This is a genomic window from Phycisphaerales bacterium, from assembly GCA_016699835.1.
Taxonomy (GTDB): Bacteria; Planctomycetota; Phycisphaerae; order Phycisphaerales; family UBA1924.
Map to the genome: position 1 here is coordinate 2,271,408 of CP064987.1, position 17,902 is coordinate 2,289,309.

The window sequence follows — 17,902 nt, forward strand, 5'->3', positions numbered from 1 at the left end:
CGACGATTCATTATGGGCCACTCGCGTCCAATCGAGCGGAGGGAGAGAACAGACGACAGCAGGCGATCGAGACACCTGCTCGGGAAGCGGAAGACCTAACGCCCGACGGGCGACTGGTCGGCGGCGTCGGTCGCGTTCCCCCTGGGGGCGGCGGCTCGGGCGCGGATCATGCCATGCATCAGATTCAACTGGTCGGCGACCCAGTTCATGCTCTCGGGACGCTTGTCTGGGTCGACCTCGACGCACCGCATGATGAGGTCGCTCAGTCGCTGCGGGATAGCCGGGTTCACCTGGCTCGCGGGCTTGGCCTTGCGAACCAGCGAGTCGTCCAAGCGGCTGACGAGCGAGTCCCCCTTGGCCAGAGCCGTGGGGATGTACTCCCCCGTCAGAACCCAGTACATCGTCGCGCCGAGGTTATAGATGTCGGTCTTGGGAGTGATCGGCCGGCGGTGCACCTGCTCGGGGGCGATGTAGTCCGGCGTCCCCTGGATTCGCGGCTTGATCGTCCCGCCGGCGCACGACTGCCCGAGGTCGATGATCTTCACCACCCGGTTCTCGCAGATGATGATGTTGTTCGGCTTCATGTCCGCGTGGATGTACCCGCGCGTGTGCATGTGGGCGAGGGCCTCGGCCGTCTGGTGGAAGAGGTCCAGCGCCAACTCGAGGTTCTGCCGTGGAGGCTGGCGCTCCATGCTGATCCCATCCACGAACTCCATCACGAGAAAGACCGCCGCGAGGCTCACCAGCGCCCGCTTCTTCTTGATGCAGCGCACGATCTTGCGGATGTTGGGGTGGTCCAGTTTCTCCGCGATCCCCGCCTCGGCGATCGCCTGGTCCAGGAACCGAGTGTCCTTGTTCTCGTGCTTCTCGACGTGCTTGAGCGCCCAGATCTCCTTGGACTTGGGATCCTGCACGAGATAGATGATCGAGGCCGCACCGGTCCCCATCATCTCCATGACCCGGTATCCCTCGACCAGATCTCCAGGCTTGTACTCGGTGACCGGTAGCGCCATGAGTCGACGAACGTCGCCGTCCTTCTCCCGTTGATTCCTGCCGTTCCCACGAAGCACCGAAAGACCGGCACCCGCGACTCCATCCGCTGCGTTCTTGCTCCCGTCTGCTCCTGATCAGAACCCGATCACGCCGATGCCCTCGGCCTCGTCGATCGTTGAACGAAGAGCCGGGGAACCCCGGATCCCATGCAAGGGACAAGGATACGCCGCTCGCGCTCACCAACCAGCGTTGGACGTGTCGAAGCCCCTTCCAAATCCCGATAGACCGGCGGCGCACCCTCACCGCGAACCCGGACTCGGGTTGTTTCCGATACCGGGAAAGACGCGTGTCGGTTGCAGGTGTCGCGATGATTGGATGAAGTTCGCTGATCCACGATCACGAATCTCGCCCAGACCGCCATCAAAGGGCGTGCGAGCGCCAAGATCGGACGTTCAGCGTGTGGTCTGGGCCGCGAGTTCCTCGCGGAACAGGGCCGTCGGGAAGAACGACCCCGGATCGGTCGTCGGGGCGACGTCGCTGTGGAGATAGACGCGCTCGGCAGGGATCCCCAACTCGCGGCAGAGCGAGGTGGTCAGTTCCATGAGGCGGTCCCACTGGGCCTGCGAGATCGTGTCGCGATTGAGGTTGCCGATGAGGCAGATCCCGATGGAGTAGGTGTTGAGCCAGTCGGCGTTCTCGCCGCCGGCGTGGGCGCCGGGGGTCTGGTCGATCCATCGACGGGAGATGTGGAGTTCGCCATCGCCGATGCCCTTGCCGTTCCCGATGACGAACTGGTAGCCGAGCCCCTTGAGGTTCTGGGCGAGGGCCTGGGACTCAAGAGACGCGGGCGTCCCGACGGGCGAGCCGCTGTGGTGGATGACGATCGCCTGCCAGCGGCCCTTCTCGATGCCCGCCTTGGGCGCGGAGAAGACGGCCTCCATGGTTCGCGGCGAGCCCGTGGCAAGCAGCGGGGGGAGCGAGAGCCCGCCAAGGTTGGCGCTGGGCGCACGATCAAAGGCGAGGAGGAGCCCGCCGACGACGGTCATCGCGCCGACGAGCGAGGCCATGACCACGTGGGGGCGGCGGATCGCGCGCGTGGCGACCTTCCGCGTCGGGGCGGGGCGCTTCGTAGCGGAGCGCGTGGTTGTGCGGGTACGGCGAGCCAGAATTCACCCCATCCGTGGAGAGTTCGTCGCAAAGTTGTGCGGAAGCGACTCGAACGTCGCGGCACCCCAAAGGGCACCACGTCATCGGCTCGCTCGCTCTTTCTCGTTGAAATGTAGCGCGTGACTTCGCTATTGTCGCGCGCACGTCCGAGATCGAGTTGAATCAAGTGCCGTGCTCGAGCAACAAGCCGCGCAAGTTCGGGCGTTTTCTCCCGAACTCGTCGAAGTACGACTCGGCGGGAATCTCATCGCGGGCCGCATCGAAACGGTCGAACTGGCTGCGCGGCGCGCGCGGATCGAAGACCGGCGTGTTGCACGCCGACAGGATCCAGGGCACCACAAGCAGGACCCCAAAAGCAGCGTACCGCCCCAAGGTGTCGTGCCCAGTTCCGGAAGATCCGGGTCGGGCCGACCGGGGGCGGTCGCTGCGAGGAGAGAGAGTCGTGTTCCCGTCGGAGGTCTGGTGTGCCATGGCCTCCATGATTGTTCTACTCCCAACGGGCTTTATGGGTTCACCTGTTCAAGACAATTTTCGGACTTTCTTTGGGCACTCACAGCCGATCGGAATGCGAACACGACGGCTCACCTGGAGATCGAGGTCCGGAAGTCGGTCGCCCGGAAGACCTCGGCCTCGGGGTCGCGCCTGGCGAGGGCCTGGCGGATGCCCTCATAGACCACGGCACAAACGGCCGTCGCCAGGTTCAGCGATCGCTCGCCGGGCACCATGGGCAGGCGCAAGAGCGAATCGGCGTGGGCGGCCAGGGTTGAGTCGGGCAGCCCTCGTGTCTCCGAGCCGAAGACCAGGTGATCGCCTGGCCTCAAGTCGGCGTCAAAGACCAGCCGAGGGGCCTTGGTCGTGAAGAGCCACCGGCGACGTGGGGGGGGCGATTCGATGTACTCACCCCACGATGGATGCTCGACAAGCCTGAGCCTTGGCCAGTAGTCCAGCCCCGCGCGCCGGCAGGCTTTCTCGGAGATATCAAACGCGATCGGGTGGACCAGGTGCAGCGAGCAGCCCGTGGCGACGCAGGTCCTGCCGATGTTTCCCGTGTTGTTGGGGATCTCGGGCGTGACGAGGACGACGTCGAACACGGTGCTGAGCCTCGGGCGCGGGTGAACGACAAAGTCGCCGGGAGGGGGGGAGTGGGGAGAGTGGGGTGTGGGTGGAGGGGAGTTACTTTCCACCCTTGAGGATGTACTCCTGCTCGACCTTCCGGCGCGCCTGGACGCCGGGATCGACGCGGAGCATCTTGTCGATCGCGACCAGGGGCTGGATGTAGTCGGACGTCAGCCACCAGCGCAGATTGCCGTCGCTGCTGGCGATCGCGAGATAGGGGAAGGGGACCTCGTTCTGGGTCTCCTGGATGGACTTGTAGAGGATGCCCGAGGAGTCCACGAGGAAGTACAACTGGGGCTGGTGGAGTTTCTCGTGGAGTTCCTTCATGCGCTTGGTGATGCGCTCGGGGTCGCGCTGCTCCTTGGTGATCTTCTCGCCATACAGCGTGTTGAAGGAGTCGAGATCGACGACCACGACGAAGATGACGTCTCGGCCATAGGTGCGCTGGAGGTTGTTGAGTATCCCGAGCGACGTCTCGCCGCTGAAGTAGTCGGGGTGCCAGAAGTAGTAGAACGTGATGCGTCCCTTGAGGTTCGGCTTCCCGGGGATCCACCCGTCGTCGGGAACATTGGCGGGCTTCACCCCGATCTCGGCGACCTCGTCGGTCTTGTTCCGGTCCCGCGGGCGCGGCGGCCACTTGGCGTTCGTGTACTCGTCCTCGCTGGGGGTCTTGAAGGGGATCTCGGGGAGATTCGTGTAGTCGGCCTTGTTGTTCACGTTGGCGAAGTCCACGACCGGCCCGCCCGGCCCGGCGATGAACTTGGCTTTGGCGGCCTTGGCGTCGTCGGCGGATTCATCGAGCAGTTGCTTCACGCCCTCCTCGACCGAGGCGGTGGTGATGTCGGCGAACCGCAGGGACCCCGCGCGATCGATGAGGTAGAAATCGGGATCGCCATCCGAGAAGAGCGCCTTGCGGAGGGCGTTGTCGGTGTCACGGGCCACGCGGAGGGCGCCGCCTTCGACGCTGGGCTTGGTCGCCTCGGCCCAGCCGCGCGAGTCGTGGGCGAGGATGACGATCAGTCCCTTGCTGCCCGACTCCTTCGCGAGTTTCTCGGCGGTCTTGGCGGCGGTCTTGGCGGCGGGGATGAAGTCGTTCCAGAAGGCCAGGAGGACGACCTTCCCCTCGATCTCGCCCTGGGTCAGCGCCGGGCCGCCGGTCCAGTCGGTGAGCATCGCGAGGCGGGCGTTGTCGAAGGCGGAGAACTCGAGTTTCTTCGTCTCGGCCTGGTGTGTCGAGGACCCCTCACGCTGCGGGTCGAAGGACGTCGGCGCGAGCGGGGCGGCACGAGGCGCGACGAGCGGGGCGGCCGTCGCCACGGGAATGCCGAGGTTGACGCCCCCCAAGGACCCGAGCGTCGCGATCACGCAGAGTCCAGCGAGCACGGCAGAAGCACGAATCTTCATCGGAACCTCCAGCAGAACGCCCCAAAGGCAGAGAGACCAGCCCGATCCAAGGCCGCGAGCGCGCACCTCGACCCGATCCAGACACCCTCATTCGACGCACGAGACGGCGAGCGGTTCATGGTAGGGATGGGAAACTGGGGAAACGGCCCTGGAGGTGGCCCAGGAGGTGGCCCAGCAGGGGTCCGGCCAGCGGCAGATTCCCAAGAAACTCTCCCCACTTTGGTTGGCATTCTGGAAAGCATGGCGCACATTCTCCGTAGTGGGGCGATCGGAGGCGGCCAGATGCGAAGCGACCATCAAGATCGGACGGGCCCGTCGGCGAACCGGGCGAAGTCGTCCAACTGGGTTCGGGCGGCGGTTGGGGGTTTGGTTGTACTCGCGGGTTTGACCACGCCGTCCACATCCGCCCACGCCCAGACGCCGATGATCGAGTTCATCCAGCCCTCGGCGGGGTTCACGTTTGTCTCGATCCGCGACATCGCCGACGACGGGACCATCGTGGCCATGTCCTACAACGGGTCGGCTCCCACGACGAGTCCGATCCTTCGTTACTCGCCCGGCGGCGGACGCCAGGAACTCGCCGTCGGAAGCGGGCCGCGTATATCCGGCGACGGGAATGTGATCGGGTTCAACTCCGCGTCAGATAGTCTCCACCCGAATCTTCTCTACTCGAATGGCACGCAGCATCCCGTGCCCGGCATCATCTATCGTGGACAACTCCAGACCGGCGGCGTGTTCACCCATCTCAATCACGACGGCTCGGTCGCGATGTTACAGACCGCGACGTCTGTCTCGGATCGAACGGCCTTCCGCTGGACGCAATCGAACAACGCCGTGCGGCTTCCGCCGATCCCCGGCGGGAGCACGTGGAACCAGACGTACGGCATGTCGAGCGACGGGAGCATCGTCGTGGGCGCGGGGGCGCCGAACTCGTCCTTCCCGGACACGCCCTGGTCGTGGACGGATGGGGGTCCATCGCTCGATACCGTGCTCGATCCCAACGGCCAGGCGATCTTCAACGGCCGACTCACCGCGATCAGCGGAGACGGCACCAGGCGATACGGCTGGTACTCGCCCGACAACAACGCGCAGGTCCCCATCATGATCACCGGCGGCGTCGCCACACCGATCATCTGGGATGGCGTGCTGACGGGTGGGAACAACGCGCCCACGGGTGCTTCATTCGATGGCGGCGTGCTTGTGGGCCAGTATGGCGGCGATTCCTGGATCTGGACCGAAGCGACTGGTGCGATGCGTGCCGCAGAGTTCTTCATAACCAAGGGACTCGTGGTTGACTCTGAGATGAGTTTCTCAAGGATTCGAGTCTCCAACGACGGCCTGCACTTCGCCGCCGAGACCGGCCCCACGCGCGGCGTGCTGGTCACCATCCCCGCGCCCGGCGCGATGGGTTCACTGATTCTTGCCGGAACCCTCGCAACCACGCGGCGGCGGCGACGGTAGACCTTAAGACGTTCGATCGGTTTCCCCCACCCGGCTCATTTTGTTTGGGAGCCATGGCACCAAAGGAGTGTGTGTATGCGCCCTCGTTCTGTTCCCAACGTCTTGTTGATGTGGTCCATCGCCACCATGGCCGGCCTCGCGATGCCCGGCCTGGCCCAGCAGGCCTTCTACCCGCGCGTGAATGTCACGGGATGGCCCTTGTTGACGGGGCACTCCGACACGGATCCCAACCGGTACGCGTACCCCTTCTGGCCGAGCGACGAGCGGTTCGGCGTCGTCGTCCAGGTCTTCACCAACAGCCGGGTTGAGACGCCCCCCGGCGTGTACCGGTACTACACGCCGGGAGCGTGGCACTGAAGTCCGGTTCCTCCGGACTTCAGTGTTCGGCCGGGTGCCCCGACACGAGGTTTGGGCCGGTGGCATGGCTTGATCCTGCATTGGGTGCCCTCCGTCGTCCGCACCTCACAGTGGGCGGAGGAGTCGATTGGTGTGTGGGGCCCATGTCCGCAGGGGGGGCGGGGGCGGGGCACCGAACCCCGGGTCCCGTGCCACGAAAAGTCCGCCACCCCGTCCCCACGCCTCCCCCGCCACCCGCCTGTGGCGCTCCGACTTTGGGCTGCGGCGCTCCGACTTTGGGCTGCGGCGCTCCGACTTTGGTCTGCGGCGCTCCGACTTTGGTCTGCGGCGCTCCAACTTTGGTCTGCGGCGCTCCAACTTTGGTCTGTGGCGCTCCAACTTTGGTCTGTGGCGGAACAAAAGTTGGGGTTATGCGACGTTCATTCCATTCAAAGGACGGACAATGGGCACACAGCGACCGAACATGTCGGTGAGGGTGCGAGTAGAGATCGAACGGCGACGGCGAACAGGTGAACAGGTGAACAGGTGAACAGGTGAACAGGTGAAGAGGTGAAGAGGTGAAGAGGTGAAGAGGTGAAGAGGTGAAGAGGTGAAGAGGTGAAGAGGTGAAGAGGTGAAGAGGGCATTCCTTGCGCGTGGGGGGACAATCACCTGCTCACCTGCTCACCTGCTCACCTGCTCACCTGCTCACCTGCTCACCTGCTCACCTGCTCACCTGCTCACCTGCTCACCTGCTCACCTGCTCACCCCCTTCCCCTCACTTCGTCTCTTCCTCTCCTTCTGCCTTCATGTCGCTCGCCTTCTTCAGTTCGATCGACGCGGAGTTGATGCAATATCGCAGGCCGGTAGGATGGTCGGGGTGGGGGGGGGGCGTCGTCGAAGACGTGGCCGAGGTGCCCGCCGCAGCGCGAGCAGACGACCTCGATGCGGCGCATGCCGTGGGACGTGTCGAGATTCTGTTCCACGGGGTTGTCGGCGCTCTCCGTGCCGCCCTTGGGCTCATAGAAACTCGGCCAGCCGCAGCCCGAGTCGAACTTGCTCTGCGCGAGGAAGAGCACCTGCCCGCACCCGGCACAGACATAGACCGACTCGTCGCCCGCGGCGTGCGTGGTCTTCCAGTACTTCCCGGTGAAGGCCCGCTCGGTCCCCTTCTCGCGGAGGACGCGGTACTGCTCGGGCGTCAGGATCCTCTTCCATTCCGCGTCGGTCTTGCTGGACCAGTCGATGGGGGTGGCGGTGAGGGCGGGGGTGGAGGGAGCGGCATTCGTGGTTCGGGATTCGGCATTCGTGGTAGGGGATGACGACGAGCCGGGCGTGGTCGGATTGGGCGAGTTTGGATCGGACGGTGCAGAGCCGTTGGACATCGCGGACTCCTTGGTGGGAGTGGGGATTGTGGATGAGGAAGGCGTGGCCTGCTGGCGGCAGGCGGCGAGGGCCAGCGTGCCGGCCACGAGGATTTGACAGGCGAGCACAACGCGGCGTGTGGACATGGCAAGGCTCCGTGCGGGTGGCGGTGATGGGCTGATGGATCGTTGGATGCCGCGGAACACTGGGCGTGGCGATGTCCTTGCCACGCACCAGTCAACGCTCAGAGCGCGTTGATTGCTGGCACCTCGACCTGCTCACTTCGTCTCTCCGGAACTCCGACTCTTCGTCTCTTTCTACCACAGAATCCGCAGCCGCACCGTCTCGGGGATCTCGCGGAGTTTCTCGAGGACCTTCGTGCTCTTGCCGCCGCCACTCGTCGGATCGACGTCGAGGATCACGTACCCCAGGTCGCCCTCGGTGCGCAGGTGCTCGGCGGAGATGTTCGCGCCGACCTCGGCGATGACGCGGTGGACCGAGCCCAGCACGCCGGGGACGTTCCTGTGGAAGTAGAGGATGCGGTGGGGACGCGGTGGGGGCGGGGGGGGTGGGGGCGTGCCCGCTCCGGCGGTGGCGACCGGGGTGGGGTGGGGAGTGGGCTGCTCGGCGAGGTCCACCTGCGGCACGTTCACCGCGCCCGTCGTCGCGCCGACGTTGATGAACCGCACGAGTTTCTCGGCGACGTCGAGGCCGATCGCCTCCTGGGCTTCTTCGGTGCTGCCGCCGATGTGGGGCGTGAGAAGGACGTTGGGCAGGCCCCGGAGTTCGCTCTCGAAGGGCTCGTCCTTGGCGGAGGGCTCGCTGGGGAAGACGTCGAACGCCGCGCCCGCGAGGTGCCCGGATTTGATCGCGTCGGCGACGGCGGGGATGTCCACGACCGCCCCCCTCGCGTTGTTGATGAGGATCGAGCCGCGTTTCATCTTCTTGAGGTGGGCGGTGGTGATGAGTTTCCGCGTGGACGGCTCGTCGGGGACGTGGAGCGTGACGACGTCGGCCTCTTTCAGGAGATCGGCGAGCGAGCGGACAGGCCGGGCATTGCCGAGCGCGAGTTTGGGAACGACATCGTGGAAGATCACGCGCATGCCGATCGCCTCGGCGAGGACGGAGACCTGGGCGCCGATATGCCCATAGCCGACGATGCCCAGCGTGCGCCCGCGGACCTCGTGGGCGCCGCTCGCGGACTTGTCCCACGTCCCCGCGTGCATGGCGATGTTCTTGACGGGGATGCGCCGGTGCAGCGCGATGATCTCGGCGAGGGTGAGTTCGGCGACGCTGCGCGTGTTGGAGAAGGGGGAGTTGAAGACCGCGACGCCCGCGCCACGGGCCGAGAGGAGATCGACCTGGTCGGTCCCGATGCAGAAGCACCCGATGGCGAGCAGTCGCGGGGCCGACGCGAGGTGCTCGGCGAGGACGCTGGTCTTGCTGCGGATGCCCAGGACGTGGGCGCTACCGAGGAGCGCGCGGAGTTTCGCGGAGGATGGCGCGCCCGCGATCGTCTCGACGGCGAAGCCCTCGTCTTTCAGGCGATCGACGGCGGCGGCGTGCACGCCCTCGGCGAGAACGACGCGGATCTTGTCTTTGGGGTAGGAGGTTTTCATGCGGATCGTGGGGGAGAGGGAGTTGAGGGCGTTGGCGAGCGAAATCTATCGTGCGGGCGACTCGGAGAGTGGCACGACCTTCTGGATCGGCTCGACGGTGGTGCTGCCGGAGAGTGTCTCGCGGGTCTCGCTCTGGACGACGCCAGACGAGATCAACGCGAGAAGGATGGCGCAGAGCGCGAGGCGGTACCACCCAAAGGGCGTGAGCCCGTGGCGGGTGAGGAAACCGACAAGCCAGCGCACCGCGAGGGCGGCCGAGATCGCGGCGACGACGATCCCCACGACCGAGGGGACGATGCCGAGCGCCTCGAAGACGTTCGGCACGTGCTCCTTGCGCGCGTGGAGAATGTTCTTCGTGAGTTTGTACCCCGTGGCGGCAAGAAGCGTGGGGAGGCCAAGCAGGAAACTGAACTCCGCGGCCTGCCTGGGTTTCAGGCCCACGATCACGCCGCCGGTGATCGTCATCATCGATCGGCTCGTCCCCGGCCAGAGGGCGGCGCACTGCAGAATCCCGATCCACAACGCCTGCACGGGCGTGACGGTGTCGATGGTGGTGTCGGTGTCGTGGAAGCGCTGCAGGCCGAAGCGGCCGTTGCGCCACTGCTCGATCACGATCATGTAGATCGCGCCGACGACGAGCGCCCACAGCACCGGGCCCATGCCGAAGAGCCGGCGCTCGATCCAGTCGTCGAGCAGCAATCCCACGGCGGCGGAAGGAATGAACGCGATCACGAGATTCACGAAGAGGCGGAAGCCCGCGGCGTCGCGCCCGATCAGTCCCTTGAGCATCTGCACGCAGCGGGGCCAATAGAGCCCGACAACCGCAAGGATCGCCCCGCCCTGGATGATGATGGAGAAATCGTCGGTCGCCTTTCGCATCTCAGCCGTGGCGTTGAGCCCCATCAGGCTCTTGGCGAGGATGAGATGCCCGGTCGACGAGATCGGGAGGTACTCGGTGATCCCCTCAACGAGGCCAAGCACAACGGCCTTCCAGAGTTCCAGTTGCATGCGGGTTCTCGGCGAGGTTTGGCGATAGGTGGGTATGGGGCGGTGGTGGGAGCCTGGGGATGGCGTCGCGAGTCGCCGGGCGGCACTCGGTTCTCGCGGGCCGACTTTAGGAGAGGTGGAGCGCGGAGCCGAAGGATCGAGCCGCGCGTGCGAGCGGGCGATGCGTTGGTGCACACTCCCGACGGATCCGCCCACTATTGTCGGATCGCCCCGCATGCCCGACGCCGTGCCCATCATCGACCTCGACGAGCGCACCATCCGCGAGGAGGCGCGGCTGGCCCCCTTGCACGCGCTGCGCGACAAGCATCTGGGCACCGACGCCGGGTCGCCCTTCGTCATCGAGGGGGAACTCGTCCTGGCGCGGGCGCTGGCGAGCGAGGTCGAGATCGAGGCCATCCTCGCGACGCCGACTCGATTGGACGCGCTCCGGCCGAGGATCATGGCGATGGACGCGGGACGCCGATCGCGCCTCGCGGTCTTCCGGGCCGAGGCGGGCGCGATCGAGTCCATCGCGGGCTTCCACGTGCATCGCGGCGTGCTCGCGGTGGCGAGGCGGGGCGCGCTCGCCCCACCATCAGAACTCGCGGCCCGCGCGCCGATGCTCATCCTCCTCGAGTCGATCGCCAACATCGACAACATGGGCTCGATCTTCCGCAATGTCGCGGCGCTGGCGCCGAATGGGACGGCCATCGTGCTCAGCCCCGACTGCTGCGATCCCTTGTATCGCAAGGCCATGCGCGTCTCGATCGGGAACGTGCTGCACGTGCCGTGGACGAGGTGCGCGGACGACGCGGCGTGGCGCGGGTTCGTGGAAGGTCTCCGCACCCACGAGCGCGTCGCGCTCACGCCGGAACCGGCCGCGATTACGCTCGACGACTTCGCCGCGCGTCGCCATGCAGGTGGACCATCGCGCGATCGCGCAGCATTGATGGTCGGTGCCGAGGGCCCCGGCCTGTCGGCGTGGGCGATGAACGCCGCCGACGTGCGCGTCCGCATCCCCCAGCACCAGGACGCCGACTCCCTCAACGTCGCCACGGCCCTCGCGGTCGCCCTCGCCGGAGTGTGAGATTGTGTCCTTGGTGGCACCGCTCTCCAGAGCGGTGTCCGTGTGTGTGCACGCACGGTGCCCCGAGACGATGGCGGCTCTGGGCCATCACCTCTCGGGCTAACGCTCAATCGTGGGGCAGGCGAGGCGCCCGTCCCACGGCACCCGGCACTTGGGAAGAACTGACCTAAGATCAAAGGAACGCATTGATTAGGTCAGGTGCCGTTGATCATCGCGGGAGACCCAACGAGATGACAGAACAGCTAAAGTACATTGAACCGGAATGGGCAAGTAGGCAGCAGGCACTGAGTAACATATTACATCGAGTTCACTTTGAAGAAAATATTGTGTCTCTTGCACTGAATGACCAAGATGCCGCATTTCTTGAGGCATTCATGCTGGGGTTTCTGGTCACCACAGACAATCAGCAGCATAAAAAGCTAGCCCTGGTTACTCTCGGGCACATTGCTCGGTTACACAGACGCATATCGTACGAAGAGACCAGACGTGCTGTTGAAGCGACTCGCGAAGATCCTTACTGTAAAGGTACTGCGGAAGACACCTTAGATGATTTTGAGATATTCGTTGATCGTCAGCGCAACTCCGATCACATTTAGTCTTCCTGAGCAAATGTTCATCCTGCCAGATTCGGCGGGAACGTAGCACTGACGACCGCTCCTCTAAACCTCAGTGACAGGTACGTCTGGACTTGGTACAGATCTGGGTCTTCGGGCCATTCTTGCGCAACGTGTGATTGGGGAGGGGGTGGGCGTTTGGGGGCCTCGTGCGATCGGCTGTGGCCCACATCGAGTCGCCCGTGGTCCGTGAGCAGCCGTTTCACGTCCACCAGAAACGACTGTTCGTCCTCAGAAAATCATTTCTCGACCACCAAAAGTCGTTTTTGCACCACCAGAAATCATTTCCGCACCACGAGAAACTGTTTTTGCACCTGAGGAAACCATTTCTTTAATGGGAAGAACTGTTTCTGCACCACGAGAAATCGTTTGTCTCATTGGAGAAATGATTTCTGCACCAAGAAAACTCCTCCGCGAGGGGCGATTTGTCTGAAATATGTTTGGGAATGTGGCGATACCAGTGAAATAATCAACGCGGACGTGTGACCGATACTTCTGTGCACATTCTTTGGAGTACAGCATGGAGTACATTCGGTCACACTGGAAACATGATTCTCCGGACGATCCTGTGGTGATGTACTACGAGATAGGAAACGAACGAATAGTCCTTCGTGTGATCGAGGTGTTTCCGGATGGCTCAACCGGGTATGCAGACCGTGCGAGAAAAGTCGAAGTAGGCGGCACACATCTAGGTGAAGGTGCTGTGCCTGCATTTGATGAGATAAAGCAAGTCACAGGCATCGAATCTGTTCTGATAACCAAATCAGAGTTTGAAGATGCATGGCGGCGGGCGGTTGATGAATAACTGCTTAGTGCCCCAAGACGGTCGCATGAGCCACCCTCTCGAACCACCAAAGAAGAAGGCACGAGCCAATCGCCCGTGCCTTGAAGAATCTCGATGTGATCGAGCCCGATCGCGTGATCGAGATCGGCCTTTCTTTTACTTCGCCTTGACGCCCACGAACCCCTCGAGGTTCTTGAGGTCGCTGATCTTGTCCACGGTGAAGACCATGGTCCACGACGCGCCCACCTCGGCGCGGACGACGACGGCCGGGTGCTCGCGGCTGACCCAGTCGCGGTTGCCGCGGTTGTACACGTTCAGCCGCTGCTGACGCATGCGGTGGGCCGTGCGGAGGGCGCGGCGGTTCTCGGGGTCGTTGCGCATCAGGCGGCTGATCGTCGAGACGCGGTCGTCGGTCCGCGGGTGCTTGAGGACGGTGCAGACGACGGTCGTGCCGGGCTTGATCGTGGCGAGGTCCATGGACAGTGACTCCAAATCTGAGGCCCACCCGGCTCGGCCAGACGCCGACCGGAAATGGGTCGAGATGGTAGGCGACGGGAGCAGGCCCGCCAAATTGGAGGCTCCTGGGTCGTCGGCCACGCCAAAGCACGCCCCAACTCGCCGTTTCGCCGACGAACAATCGCCTTTCTTTCCCTACACTGGGGCATGTCCGACCCGAACACCCCCCCCTCCCCCCAATCCCCCGCCCCCTTCGACGCCAACAAGCCCCACATGGCCGTGCCGAAACTGCGCCCGGTCCGCCTCTTCCCCGCCCAGTCCGCTCCGGACGCCCAGGGGAATGTCCAGCAGGCCATTGGCATCGCCGACGCCCGCCAGATCTCCGATCGCGTGGTCTTTGCCGCCCCGGCCGTGCAACTGATCCTCCCCATGCTCGACGGGGAGAAGACCCTCGACGAGATCGTCGCCGCCGTGGGCCGGGGGCTGACCCGCCCGACGCTCGAGCAGTTCGTCGCCCAACTCGACGACGCCTCGCTCTTGAATGGACCGACCTTCGACGCCCTGCTCTCAAAGATCCGCGCCGACTTTGACTCCTCCGACACGCTCCCGCCCGCCGCGACGGCCGCCTTCGCCGAGCAACTGGGCGCCAGCGAGATGGGCGAAGAGGCGGCCCAGTCCACGAGCGACGAGCGCTACGAGCGTGGGGCCGCGCGATTGCCCTCGCTCATGGACCAGTGGATCGACGAGGTGCTCAAGAACACCGATCGCCCGAGTTTCGACACCCTCCCGCGCGCCGTCATGGCCCCGCACATCGACTATGGCCGCGGCTGGATGAACTACGCCAGCGTCTGGGGACGCATGCGCGTCGTCGATCGCCCGGCCCGCGTCGTGATCCTCGGCACCAACCACTTCGGGACGTCCACCGGCGTCTGCCTCTGCGACAAGGGCTACGAGACGCCCCTGGGCACAAGCCCGCTCGCCAGGGACCTCTTCGACGCGCTGAAGAAGCACCTGGGCCAGGAGAACGCGGCCCGCGCCCTCGCCAATCGCTACGACCACGAGCGCGAGCACTCCGTCGAGTTGCAGGTGCCGTGGATCCAGCACTGCCTTGGCCAGAGTGACAACGGAAGTTATGTCCCCGTGCTCGGCATCCTCGTCCACGACCCCAGCGTCGCCAGCGGCGCGTCGTACGACGGCCAGGGGCTCGATTTCGACTCCTTCATCAAGGCCCTGCGTGCCGCGATCGCCGACCTCGAAAAGGCCGGAATGGGCAAGACGCTCCTCGTCGCGAGCGTCGATCTCTCCCACGTCGGCACGGTCTTCGGCGACGAGGGCACCCTCGCCGGCGACGAGCAAGAGCAGCAGCAGAAACGCGACAAGGTCCTGAACCACGACCGAGAGATGCTCCAACTCTTCGAGCAAGGCAAGATCGACGAGATGCTCGCCTCGATGGCGTGGCAGCAGAACCCGACGCGATGGTGCTCCCTCGGCGCTATGGCCGCGACGCTCAAGACGCTGGGCATCGCCTCCAAGGCCGACGGCGCCGACGCGACCACGGGCGGTGTGCGTCTGCTCAACTACGTCGCCGCGATGGACGACCAGGGCCTGAGCCTCGTCAGCCACGCCGCCGCCGTGATCGAATGAGCGTGAGCGATCCTCGGTGAGCACGGGATCGATCGGCATCAACCGTCGAGTGAGATTCTCGTCAACCGCTCGACAATGTCCAAGACTCCCGCGATCTCGGCATCGGGAGAGACGTAATCCGCGTGCTCCTTGAGCCGCTCGTCGGCGTTGGAGGGGCACGCGAACCACGCGACGTGCGTGCGGATCGCCATGTCGCTGAGCGAGTCGCCGATCCCCGCGAGCGCGGGCTTGGTGAGGCCCGTGACACGCATGAATCGGTCGATGCCCGTGGACTTGCTGACGTGCTCAAGGTCGCAGTTGATCCAGCGCACGGTGTTCGAAACACGTAGGCGCCAGCCCTCGCGCGTGAACCGCGCCTTGAGTTCGTCGCGCAGGCCCAGCAGCGTCGGCGTGTCGTCGTGATAGAGCGAGATCGACGCCGTCTTCCCGGGTTGGATGACCACACCGCGAGGCACGAGGTCGCGCCGGATGTACGCCGTGGCCTCCGCCACCATCCGCAAATGATCATCGCTGATCGCCGGGTCGAGCATGAACGCGCTCGTCGCCGGGTGAAAGAGCCACACGCCGTTCTCCGCCACGACCGGCATCGTCGTGTTCGCGAGCGTTCGGCACAACGCCTCGGCAAACGGCTGCGGACGACCCGAGCACAACGTGAGCAACGGGCCTACGGACGGATCACTCTCGGCCCGACGATTGTGCTCGGCGATTCGCGAGAGCCCGGCGATGTCCAGCGGATGCGACGACTCGGGCCCGAGGCAGCCGTCGATGTCGCAAAGAATGGCGGCGAACGTTCTCGACATGATCAACGCGTCTCGCGGTTCACGACCACATACGGCGTCTTCCGTTCACCCATGTCGTCCGTCACGCAGTCCGCGGTATACCACGACACGTCGTCGACGTGCTGGGCATCGGGTGGATACTCAAACCCAACCGAGAACGAGGCCACAAAGTGACCCTTGGGATCGTGGTCCACAAACACCGGCTTCTCCGGAAAAACCAGATCACCAAACTCGCCGGTCCAGGCGCTGTCCAGAAGAACGAGCCATGGACCCTTCGCTCCTTCGGCCCGCACGAGGAGCCACTTTGGATCGCCCGCCTGTTCCGCGTCATCCTTCGAAAAGATCGCGAGTGTCTCGAGTCGGTCCTTCCCGTCGATGACGATGTCGAACACTGTGTAGGTCGGCTCGCCGTGCCCGCAGAAGATCCCCTTCTTCAACTCCGCCGCCGACGAGGAGGTCGTGGACTCGCGCGAGACGCCCGCGATGAATCGAGGAGGCACGGCACCACCGATCGGGCCCCTGGGCTTACCCAGACGCGAGAGCGGCGCGGTGATGTCGGGCGTGAGGAACGTGTGCTTGCCGAGCGTGAATCCCGTTGAGGCCATCGACCCACTCCTGAGTGGTGCGTCACGAATCGATTCAGAAGATCGTAATCAGTCGGGCATTCGCGAGGAGCTACGCCGATGTGATGTCCACGTCCTCTGAATCGTGCAGATCGCGCAACCGTCCTTCGAGAAACTCATCCAGAGCCCCGTGCACCCCCGCCGGGTCCGCCGCCGTGCGCACCGCCTCGCGAAGCGGCCTCACGCCCAGCATCCGCCCCGTCTCCGGGTCGCGTTCGACCAGCCGCTTCGCGAACCAACTGATCCGCCGCCGAATCTGGAACATCGCGTATCGTTCGTCACGCTGCTCGAGCATGAGCGTGAAGAACCGCCGGATCGTCGCGACGCGCTCGCCAAGACTGGGCATAGAGAGCACCTCGCCCGTCGCGAGATAGTGCGAGACGTCCCGGAAAATCCAGGGCGTCGAGAGCGCGCCCCGCCCGATCATCACGCCGTCACACCCCGTCACACGCAGCATCCGCTCGGCATCGACCGGGTCGCGAACATCGCCATTCCCGATGACCGGGATCCGTCCGTTCACGGCATCCACCACGCGCGCGATCCCGCCCAGGCGAACCTCGCCCATGAACTTGTCCTCGGTGGTGCGCCCATGCACGGTGACGCCGACAACGCCAAGGTCCGCGAGCATCGCCGCGAGATGGGGCGAGCACGCCCGTCCCGCCTCGAAGTCCGCCGTGTGCCAGCACAGCCGAATCTTGCACGTGAGCGGGATGCAAAGAGACGAAGTTCCGGAGTTCCGAAGAGACGAAGGAGAAGTGGTATTCTGACTCGCGCTCTCCCTGATGCCCGACGCCCGATCCCCGATGCCTCTCTCCTGAACCCCCTGGCGTCGCGCCCACTCCTCCTCGCTGATGGGGCACGCCTCGAGCGTCCGCACCACGCGCTCCACGATCCGCCGCGTGCGTTCGAGATCCGTCAGGAGTTTGCTCCCGCCATCCTTCTTCGTCACCTTGTCCACCGGACATCCCATATTGATGTCCACGACGCTCGCCCCATGCTCGACAGCCCACCGCGCGCCCTCGGCCATGATGTCGGGATCACTCCCATACAACTGCATCCCCACGGGCTTGTCGAAGTCGTTGGTCTTGGCAAGATCAAGGCTCGTCGCCGTCCCGCGCAAGAGGCCCTGCGGCGAGAGCAGATCGGTGCACGCCAGCCCCACGCCGCCCCACTCGCGGCAGACGGTGCGAAAGGCGAGGTCGCAATACCCCGCGATCGGGGCGAGCAGCAGATTGGTCTGAAGCCGCACGCCCCCAAGGAACAACCCACGCAAACCCGACGCTCGTGCCGTGATCGGACCCTGATCAGGAATAAGCCGTACGCCGCCAGTGACCACCACACCCGGGTTTGCGGCGTCCGTCAGGGTCCCGAGGCCAGAATGGGCCTCGGCAGGCAAGTTGGGATTCACAGCGGGATTCAAAATGGGTCTTTATCCAAACAACTCACGAAAAATGTGCCAGAAGTCAA

Annotated in this window: 18 protein-coding genes and 1 pseudogene; 6 read left to right on the top strand and 13 right to left on the bottom strand. The window is 64.7% G+C overall.

Features of this window, described 5'->3' with window-relative positions; all coding sequences use genetic code 11:
- Positions 1 to 95: 95 nt before the first annotated feature.
- The 5 genes from IPK69_09385 to IPK69_09405 all read right to left on the bottom strand — a co-directional run bounded on the left by IPK69_09385 (position 96) and on the right by IPK69_09405 (position 4,680).
- Positions 96 to 1,013 carry a serine/threonine protein kinase gene (locus tag IPK69_09385; protein ID QQS08207.1) on the bottom strand — a complete coding sequence of 306 codons (918 nt, stop codon included), beginning with the start codon at positions 1,011 to 1,013 and terminating at the stop codon, positions 96 to 98.
- 432 nt (positions 1,014 to 1,445) lie between these two features.
- Positions 1,446 to 2,060: an N-acetylmuramoyl-L-alanine amidase gene (locus tag IPK69_09390; GenBank protein ID QQS08208.1), complete on the bottom strand. Its 615-nt coding sequence runs from the start codon at positions 2,058 to 2,060 to the stop codon at positions 1,446 to 1,448.
- Between the two features lie 262 nt (positions 2,061 to 2,322).
- Positions 2,323 to 2,496 carry a hypothetical protein gene (locus IPK69_09395; protein QQS08209.1) on the bottom strand — a complete coding sequence of 58 codons (174 nt, stop codon included), beginning with the start codon at positions 2,494 to 2,496 and terminating at the stop codon, positions 2,323 to 2,325.
- A 245-nt stretch (positions 2,497 to 2,741) separates the two neighbouring features.
- The gene (locus tag IPK69_09400) at positions 2,742 to 3,251 is read right to left on the bottom strand and encodes a tRNA (cytidine(34)-2'-O)-methyltransferase (protein ID QQS08210.1); all 510 of its coding nucleotides are present in this window, start codon (positions 3,249 to 3,251) and stop codon (positions 2,742 to 2,744) included.
- Between the two features lie 82 nt (positions 3,252 to 3,333).
- On the bottom strand, positions 3,334 to 4,680 hold the full coding sequence (locus tag IPK69_09405) for a hypothetical protein (GenBank protein ID QQS08211.1): 1,347 nt from the start codon (positions 4,678 to 4,680) through the stop codon (positions 3,334 to 3,336).
- A gap of 282 nt (positions 4,681 to 4,962) precedes the next feature.
- Between IPK69_09405 and IPK69_09410 the strand changes: the two genes are divergently transcribed.
- A complete protein-coding gene (locus tag IPK69_09410; GenBank protein QQS08212.1) occupies positions 4,963 to 6,141 on the top strand; it encodes a hypothetical protein in 1,179 nt (392 codons plus the stop codon).
- Between the two features lie 75 nt (positions 6,142 to 6,216).
- Positions 6,217 to 6,498: a hypothetical protein gene (locus tag IPK69_09415; GenBank protein QQS08213.1), complete on the top strand. Its 282-nt coding sequence runs from the start codon at positions 6,217 to 6,219 to the stop codon at positions 6,496 to 6,498.
- A gap of 757 nt (positions 6,499 to 7,255) precedes the next feature.
- On the opposite strand, the pseudogene msrB reads toward IPK69_09415, so the two are convergent.
- The 3 genes and pseudogenes from msrB to IPK69_09430 all read right to left on the bottom strand — a co-directional run bounded on the left by msrB (position 7,256) and on the right by IPK69_09430 (position 10,463).
- A pseudogene (gene msrB / locus IPK69_09420) lies at positions 7,256 to 7,862 on the bottom strand (peptide-methionine (R)-S-oxide reductase MsrB).
- A 297-nt stretch (positions 7,863 to 8,159) separates the two neighbouring features.
- Complete coding sequence (gene serA, locus IPK69_09425) at positions 8,160 to 9,461, bottom strand: phosphoglycerate dehydrogenase (GenBank protein QQS08214.1); 1,302 nt, start codon at positions 9,459 to 9,461, stop codon at positions 8,160 to 8,162.
- Positions 9,462 to 9,506: 45 nt separating this feature from the next.
- Positions 9,507 to 10,463, bottom strand: a complete 957-nt coding sequence (locus IPK69_09430; protein QQS10459.1) for an undecaprenyl-diphosphate phosphatase — start codon at positions 10,461 to 10,463, stop codon at positions 9,507 to 9,509.
- A gap of 220 nt (positions 10,464 to 10,683) precedes the next feature.
- Here IPK69_09430 and IPK69_09435 point away from each other — a divergent pair, with 220 nt between their 5' ends.
- Together IPK69_09435 and IPK69_09440 are read left to right on the top strand one after the other, a co-directional pair.
- Positions 10,684 to 11,535 (top strand): RNA methyltransferase, encoded by an 852-nt coding sequence (locus IPK69_09435; protein ID QQS08215.1) that lies wholly within the window; start codon positions 10,684 to 10,686, stop codon positions 11,533 to 11,535.
- Positions 11,536 to 11,765: 230 nt separating this feature from the next.
- Positions 11,766 to 12,131: a hypothetical protein gene (locus tag IPK69_09440; protein QQS08216.1), complete on the top strand. Its 366-nt coding sequence runs from the start codon at positions 11,766 to 11,768 to the stop codon at positions 12,129 to 12,131.
- Between the two features lie 249 nt (positions 12,132 to 12,380).
- Here the strand turns inward: IPK69_09440 and IPK69_09445 are convergent, their stop codons facing one another.
- Positions 12,381 to 12,671, bottom strand: coding sequence for a hypothetical protein (locus IPK69_09445; GenBank protein QQS08217.1), 291 nt, complete (start codon positions 12,669 to 12,671; stop codon positions 12,381 to 12,383).
- Between IPK69_09445 and IPK69_09450 the strand changes: the two genes are divergently transcribed.
- Entirely contained in the window at positions 12,670 to 12,954 is a 285-nt protein-coding gene (locus IPK69_09450; protein ID QQS08218.1) for a hypothetical protein, read from the top strand. The genes IPK69_09445 and IPK69_09450 overlap by 2 nt on opposite strands.
- A 135-nt stretch (positions 12,955 to 13,089) precedes the next feature.
- Here the strand turns inward: IPK69_09450 and IPK69_09455 are convergent, their stop codons facing one another.
- Positions 13,090 to 13,410: a hypothetical protein gene (locus IPK69_09455; protein ID QQS08219.1), complete on the bottom strand. Its 321-nt coding sequence runs from the start codon at positions 13,408 to 13,410 to the stop codon at positions 13,090 to 13,092.
- Positions 13,411 to 13,596: 186 nt separating this feature from the next.
- Between IPK69_09455 and amrB the strand changes: the two genes are divergently transcribed.
- The gene (gene amrB, locus IPK69_09460) at positions 13,597 to 15,033 is read left to right on the top strand and encodes an AmmeMemoRadiSam system protein B (protein QQS08220.1); all 1,437 of its coding nucleotides are present in this window, start codon (positions 13,597 to 13,599) and stop codon (positions 15,031 to 15,033) included.
- A gap of 38 nt (positions 15,034 to 15,071) precedes the next feature.
- On the opposite strand, the gene IPK69_09465 is transcribed toward amrB, so the two are convergent.
- The 3 genes from IPK69_09465 to IPK69_09475 form a co-directional block, all read right to left on the bottom strand.
- Positions 15,072 to 15,833 (bottom strand): HAD hydrolase family protein, encoded by a 762-nt coding sequence (locus IPK69_09465; GenBank protein ID QQS08221.1) that lies wholly within the window; start codon positions 15,831 to 15,833, stop codon positions 15,072 to 15,074.
- A gap of 2 nt (positions 15,834 to 15,835) precedes the next feature.
- Positions 15,836 to 16,417: a hypothetical protein gene (locus IPK69_09470; GenBank protein QQS08222.1), complete on the bottom strand. Its 582-nt coding sequence runs from the start codon at positions 16,415 to 16,417 to the stop codon at positions 15,836 to 15,838.
- A gap of 70 nt (positions 16,418 to 16,487) precedes the next feature.
- Positions 16,488 to 17,843 (bottom strand): tRNA-dihydrouridine synthase, encoded by a 1,356-nt coding sequence (locus IPK69_09475; protein QQS08223.1) that lies wholly within the window; start codon positions 17,841 to 17,843, stop codon positions 16,488 to 16,490.
- Positions 17,844 to 17,902: the final 59 nt, after the last annotated feature.

Bases quoted from the DNA above. Each gene is read 5' to 3' on its own strand.
- IPK69_09385 (QQS08207.1), bottom strand. From the start codon at position 1,013: ATGGCGCTACCGGTCACCGAGTACAAGCCTGGAGATCTGGTCGAGGGA.
- IPK69_09390 (QQS08208.1), bottom strand. From the start codon at position 2,060: ATGGCCTCGCTCGTCGGCGCGATGACCGTCGTCGGCGGGCTCCTCCTC.
- IPK69_09405 (QQS08211.1), bottom strand. From the start codon at position 4,680: ATGAAGATTCGTGCTTCTGCCGTGCTCGCTGGACTCTGCGTGATCGCG.
- IPK69_09410 (QQS08212.1), top strand. From the start codon at position 4,963: ATGCGAAGCGACCATCAAGATCGGACGGGCCCGTCGGCGAACCGGGCG.
- IPK69_09415 (QQS08213.1), top strand. From the start codon at position 6,217: ATGCGCCCTCGTTCTGTTCCCAACGTCTTGTTGATGTGGTCCATCGCC.
- serA (QQS08214.1), bottom strand. From the start codon at position 9,461: ATGAAAACCTCCTACCCCAAAGACAAGATCCGCGTCGTTCTCGCCGAG.
- IPK69_09435 (QQS08215.1), top strand. From the start codon at position 10,684: ATGCCCGACGCCGTGCCCATCATCGACCTCGACGAGCGCACCATCCGC.
- IPK69_09440 (QQS08216.1), top strand. From the start codon at position 11,766: ATGACAGAACAGCTAAAGTACATTGAACCGGAATGGGCAAGTAGGCAG.
- IPK69_09450 (QQS08218.1), top strand. From the start codon at position 12,670: ATGGAGTACATTCGGTCACACTGGAAACATGATTCTCCGGACGATCCT.
- IPK69_09445 (QQS08217.1), bottom strand. From the start codon at position 12,671: ATGCTGTACTCCAAAGAATGTGCACAGAAGTATCGGTCACACGTCCGC.
- IPK69_09455 (QQS08219.1), bottom strand. From the start codon at position 13,410: ATGGACCTCGCCACGATCAAGCCCGGCACGACCGTCGTCTGCACCGTC.
- amrB (QQS08220.1), top strand. From the start codon at position 13,597: ATGTCCGACCCGAACACCCCCCCCTCCCCCCAATCCCCCGCCCCCTTC.
- IPK69_09465 (QQS08221.1), bottom strand. From the start codon at position 15,833: ATGTCGAGAACGTTCGCCGCCATTCTTTGCGACATCGACGGCTGCCTC.
- IPK69_09470 (QQS08222.1), bottom strand. From the start codon at position 16,417: ATGGCCTCAACGGGATTCACGCTCGGCAAGCACACGTTCCTCACGCCC.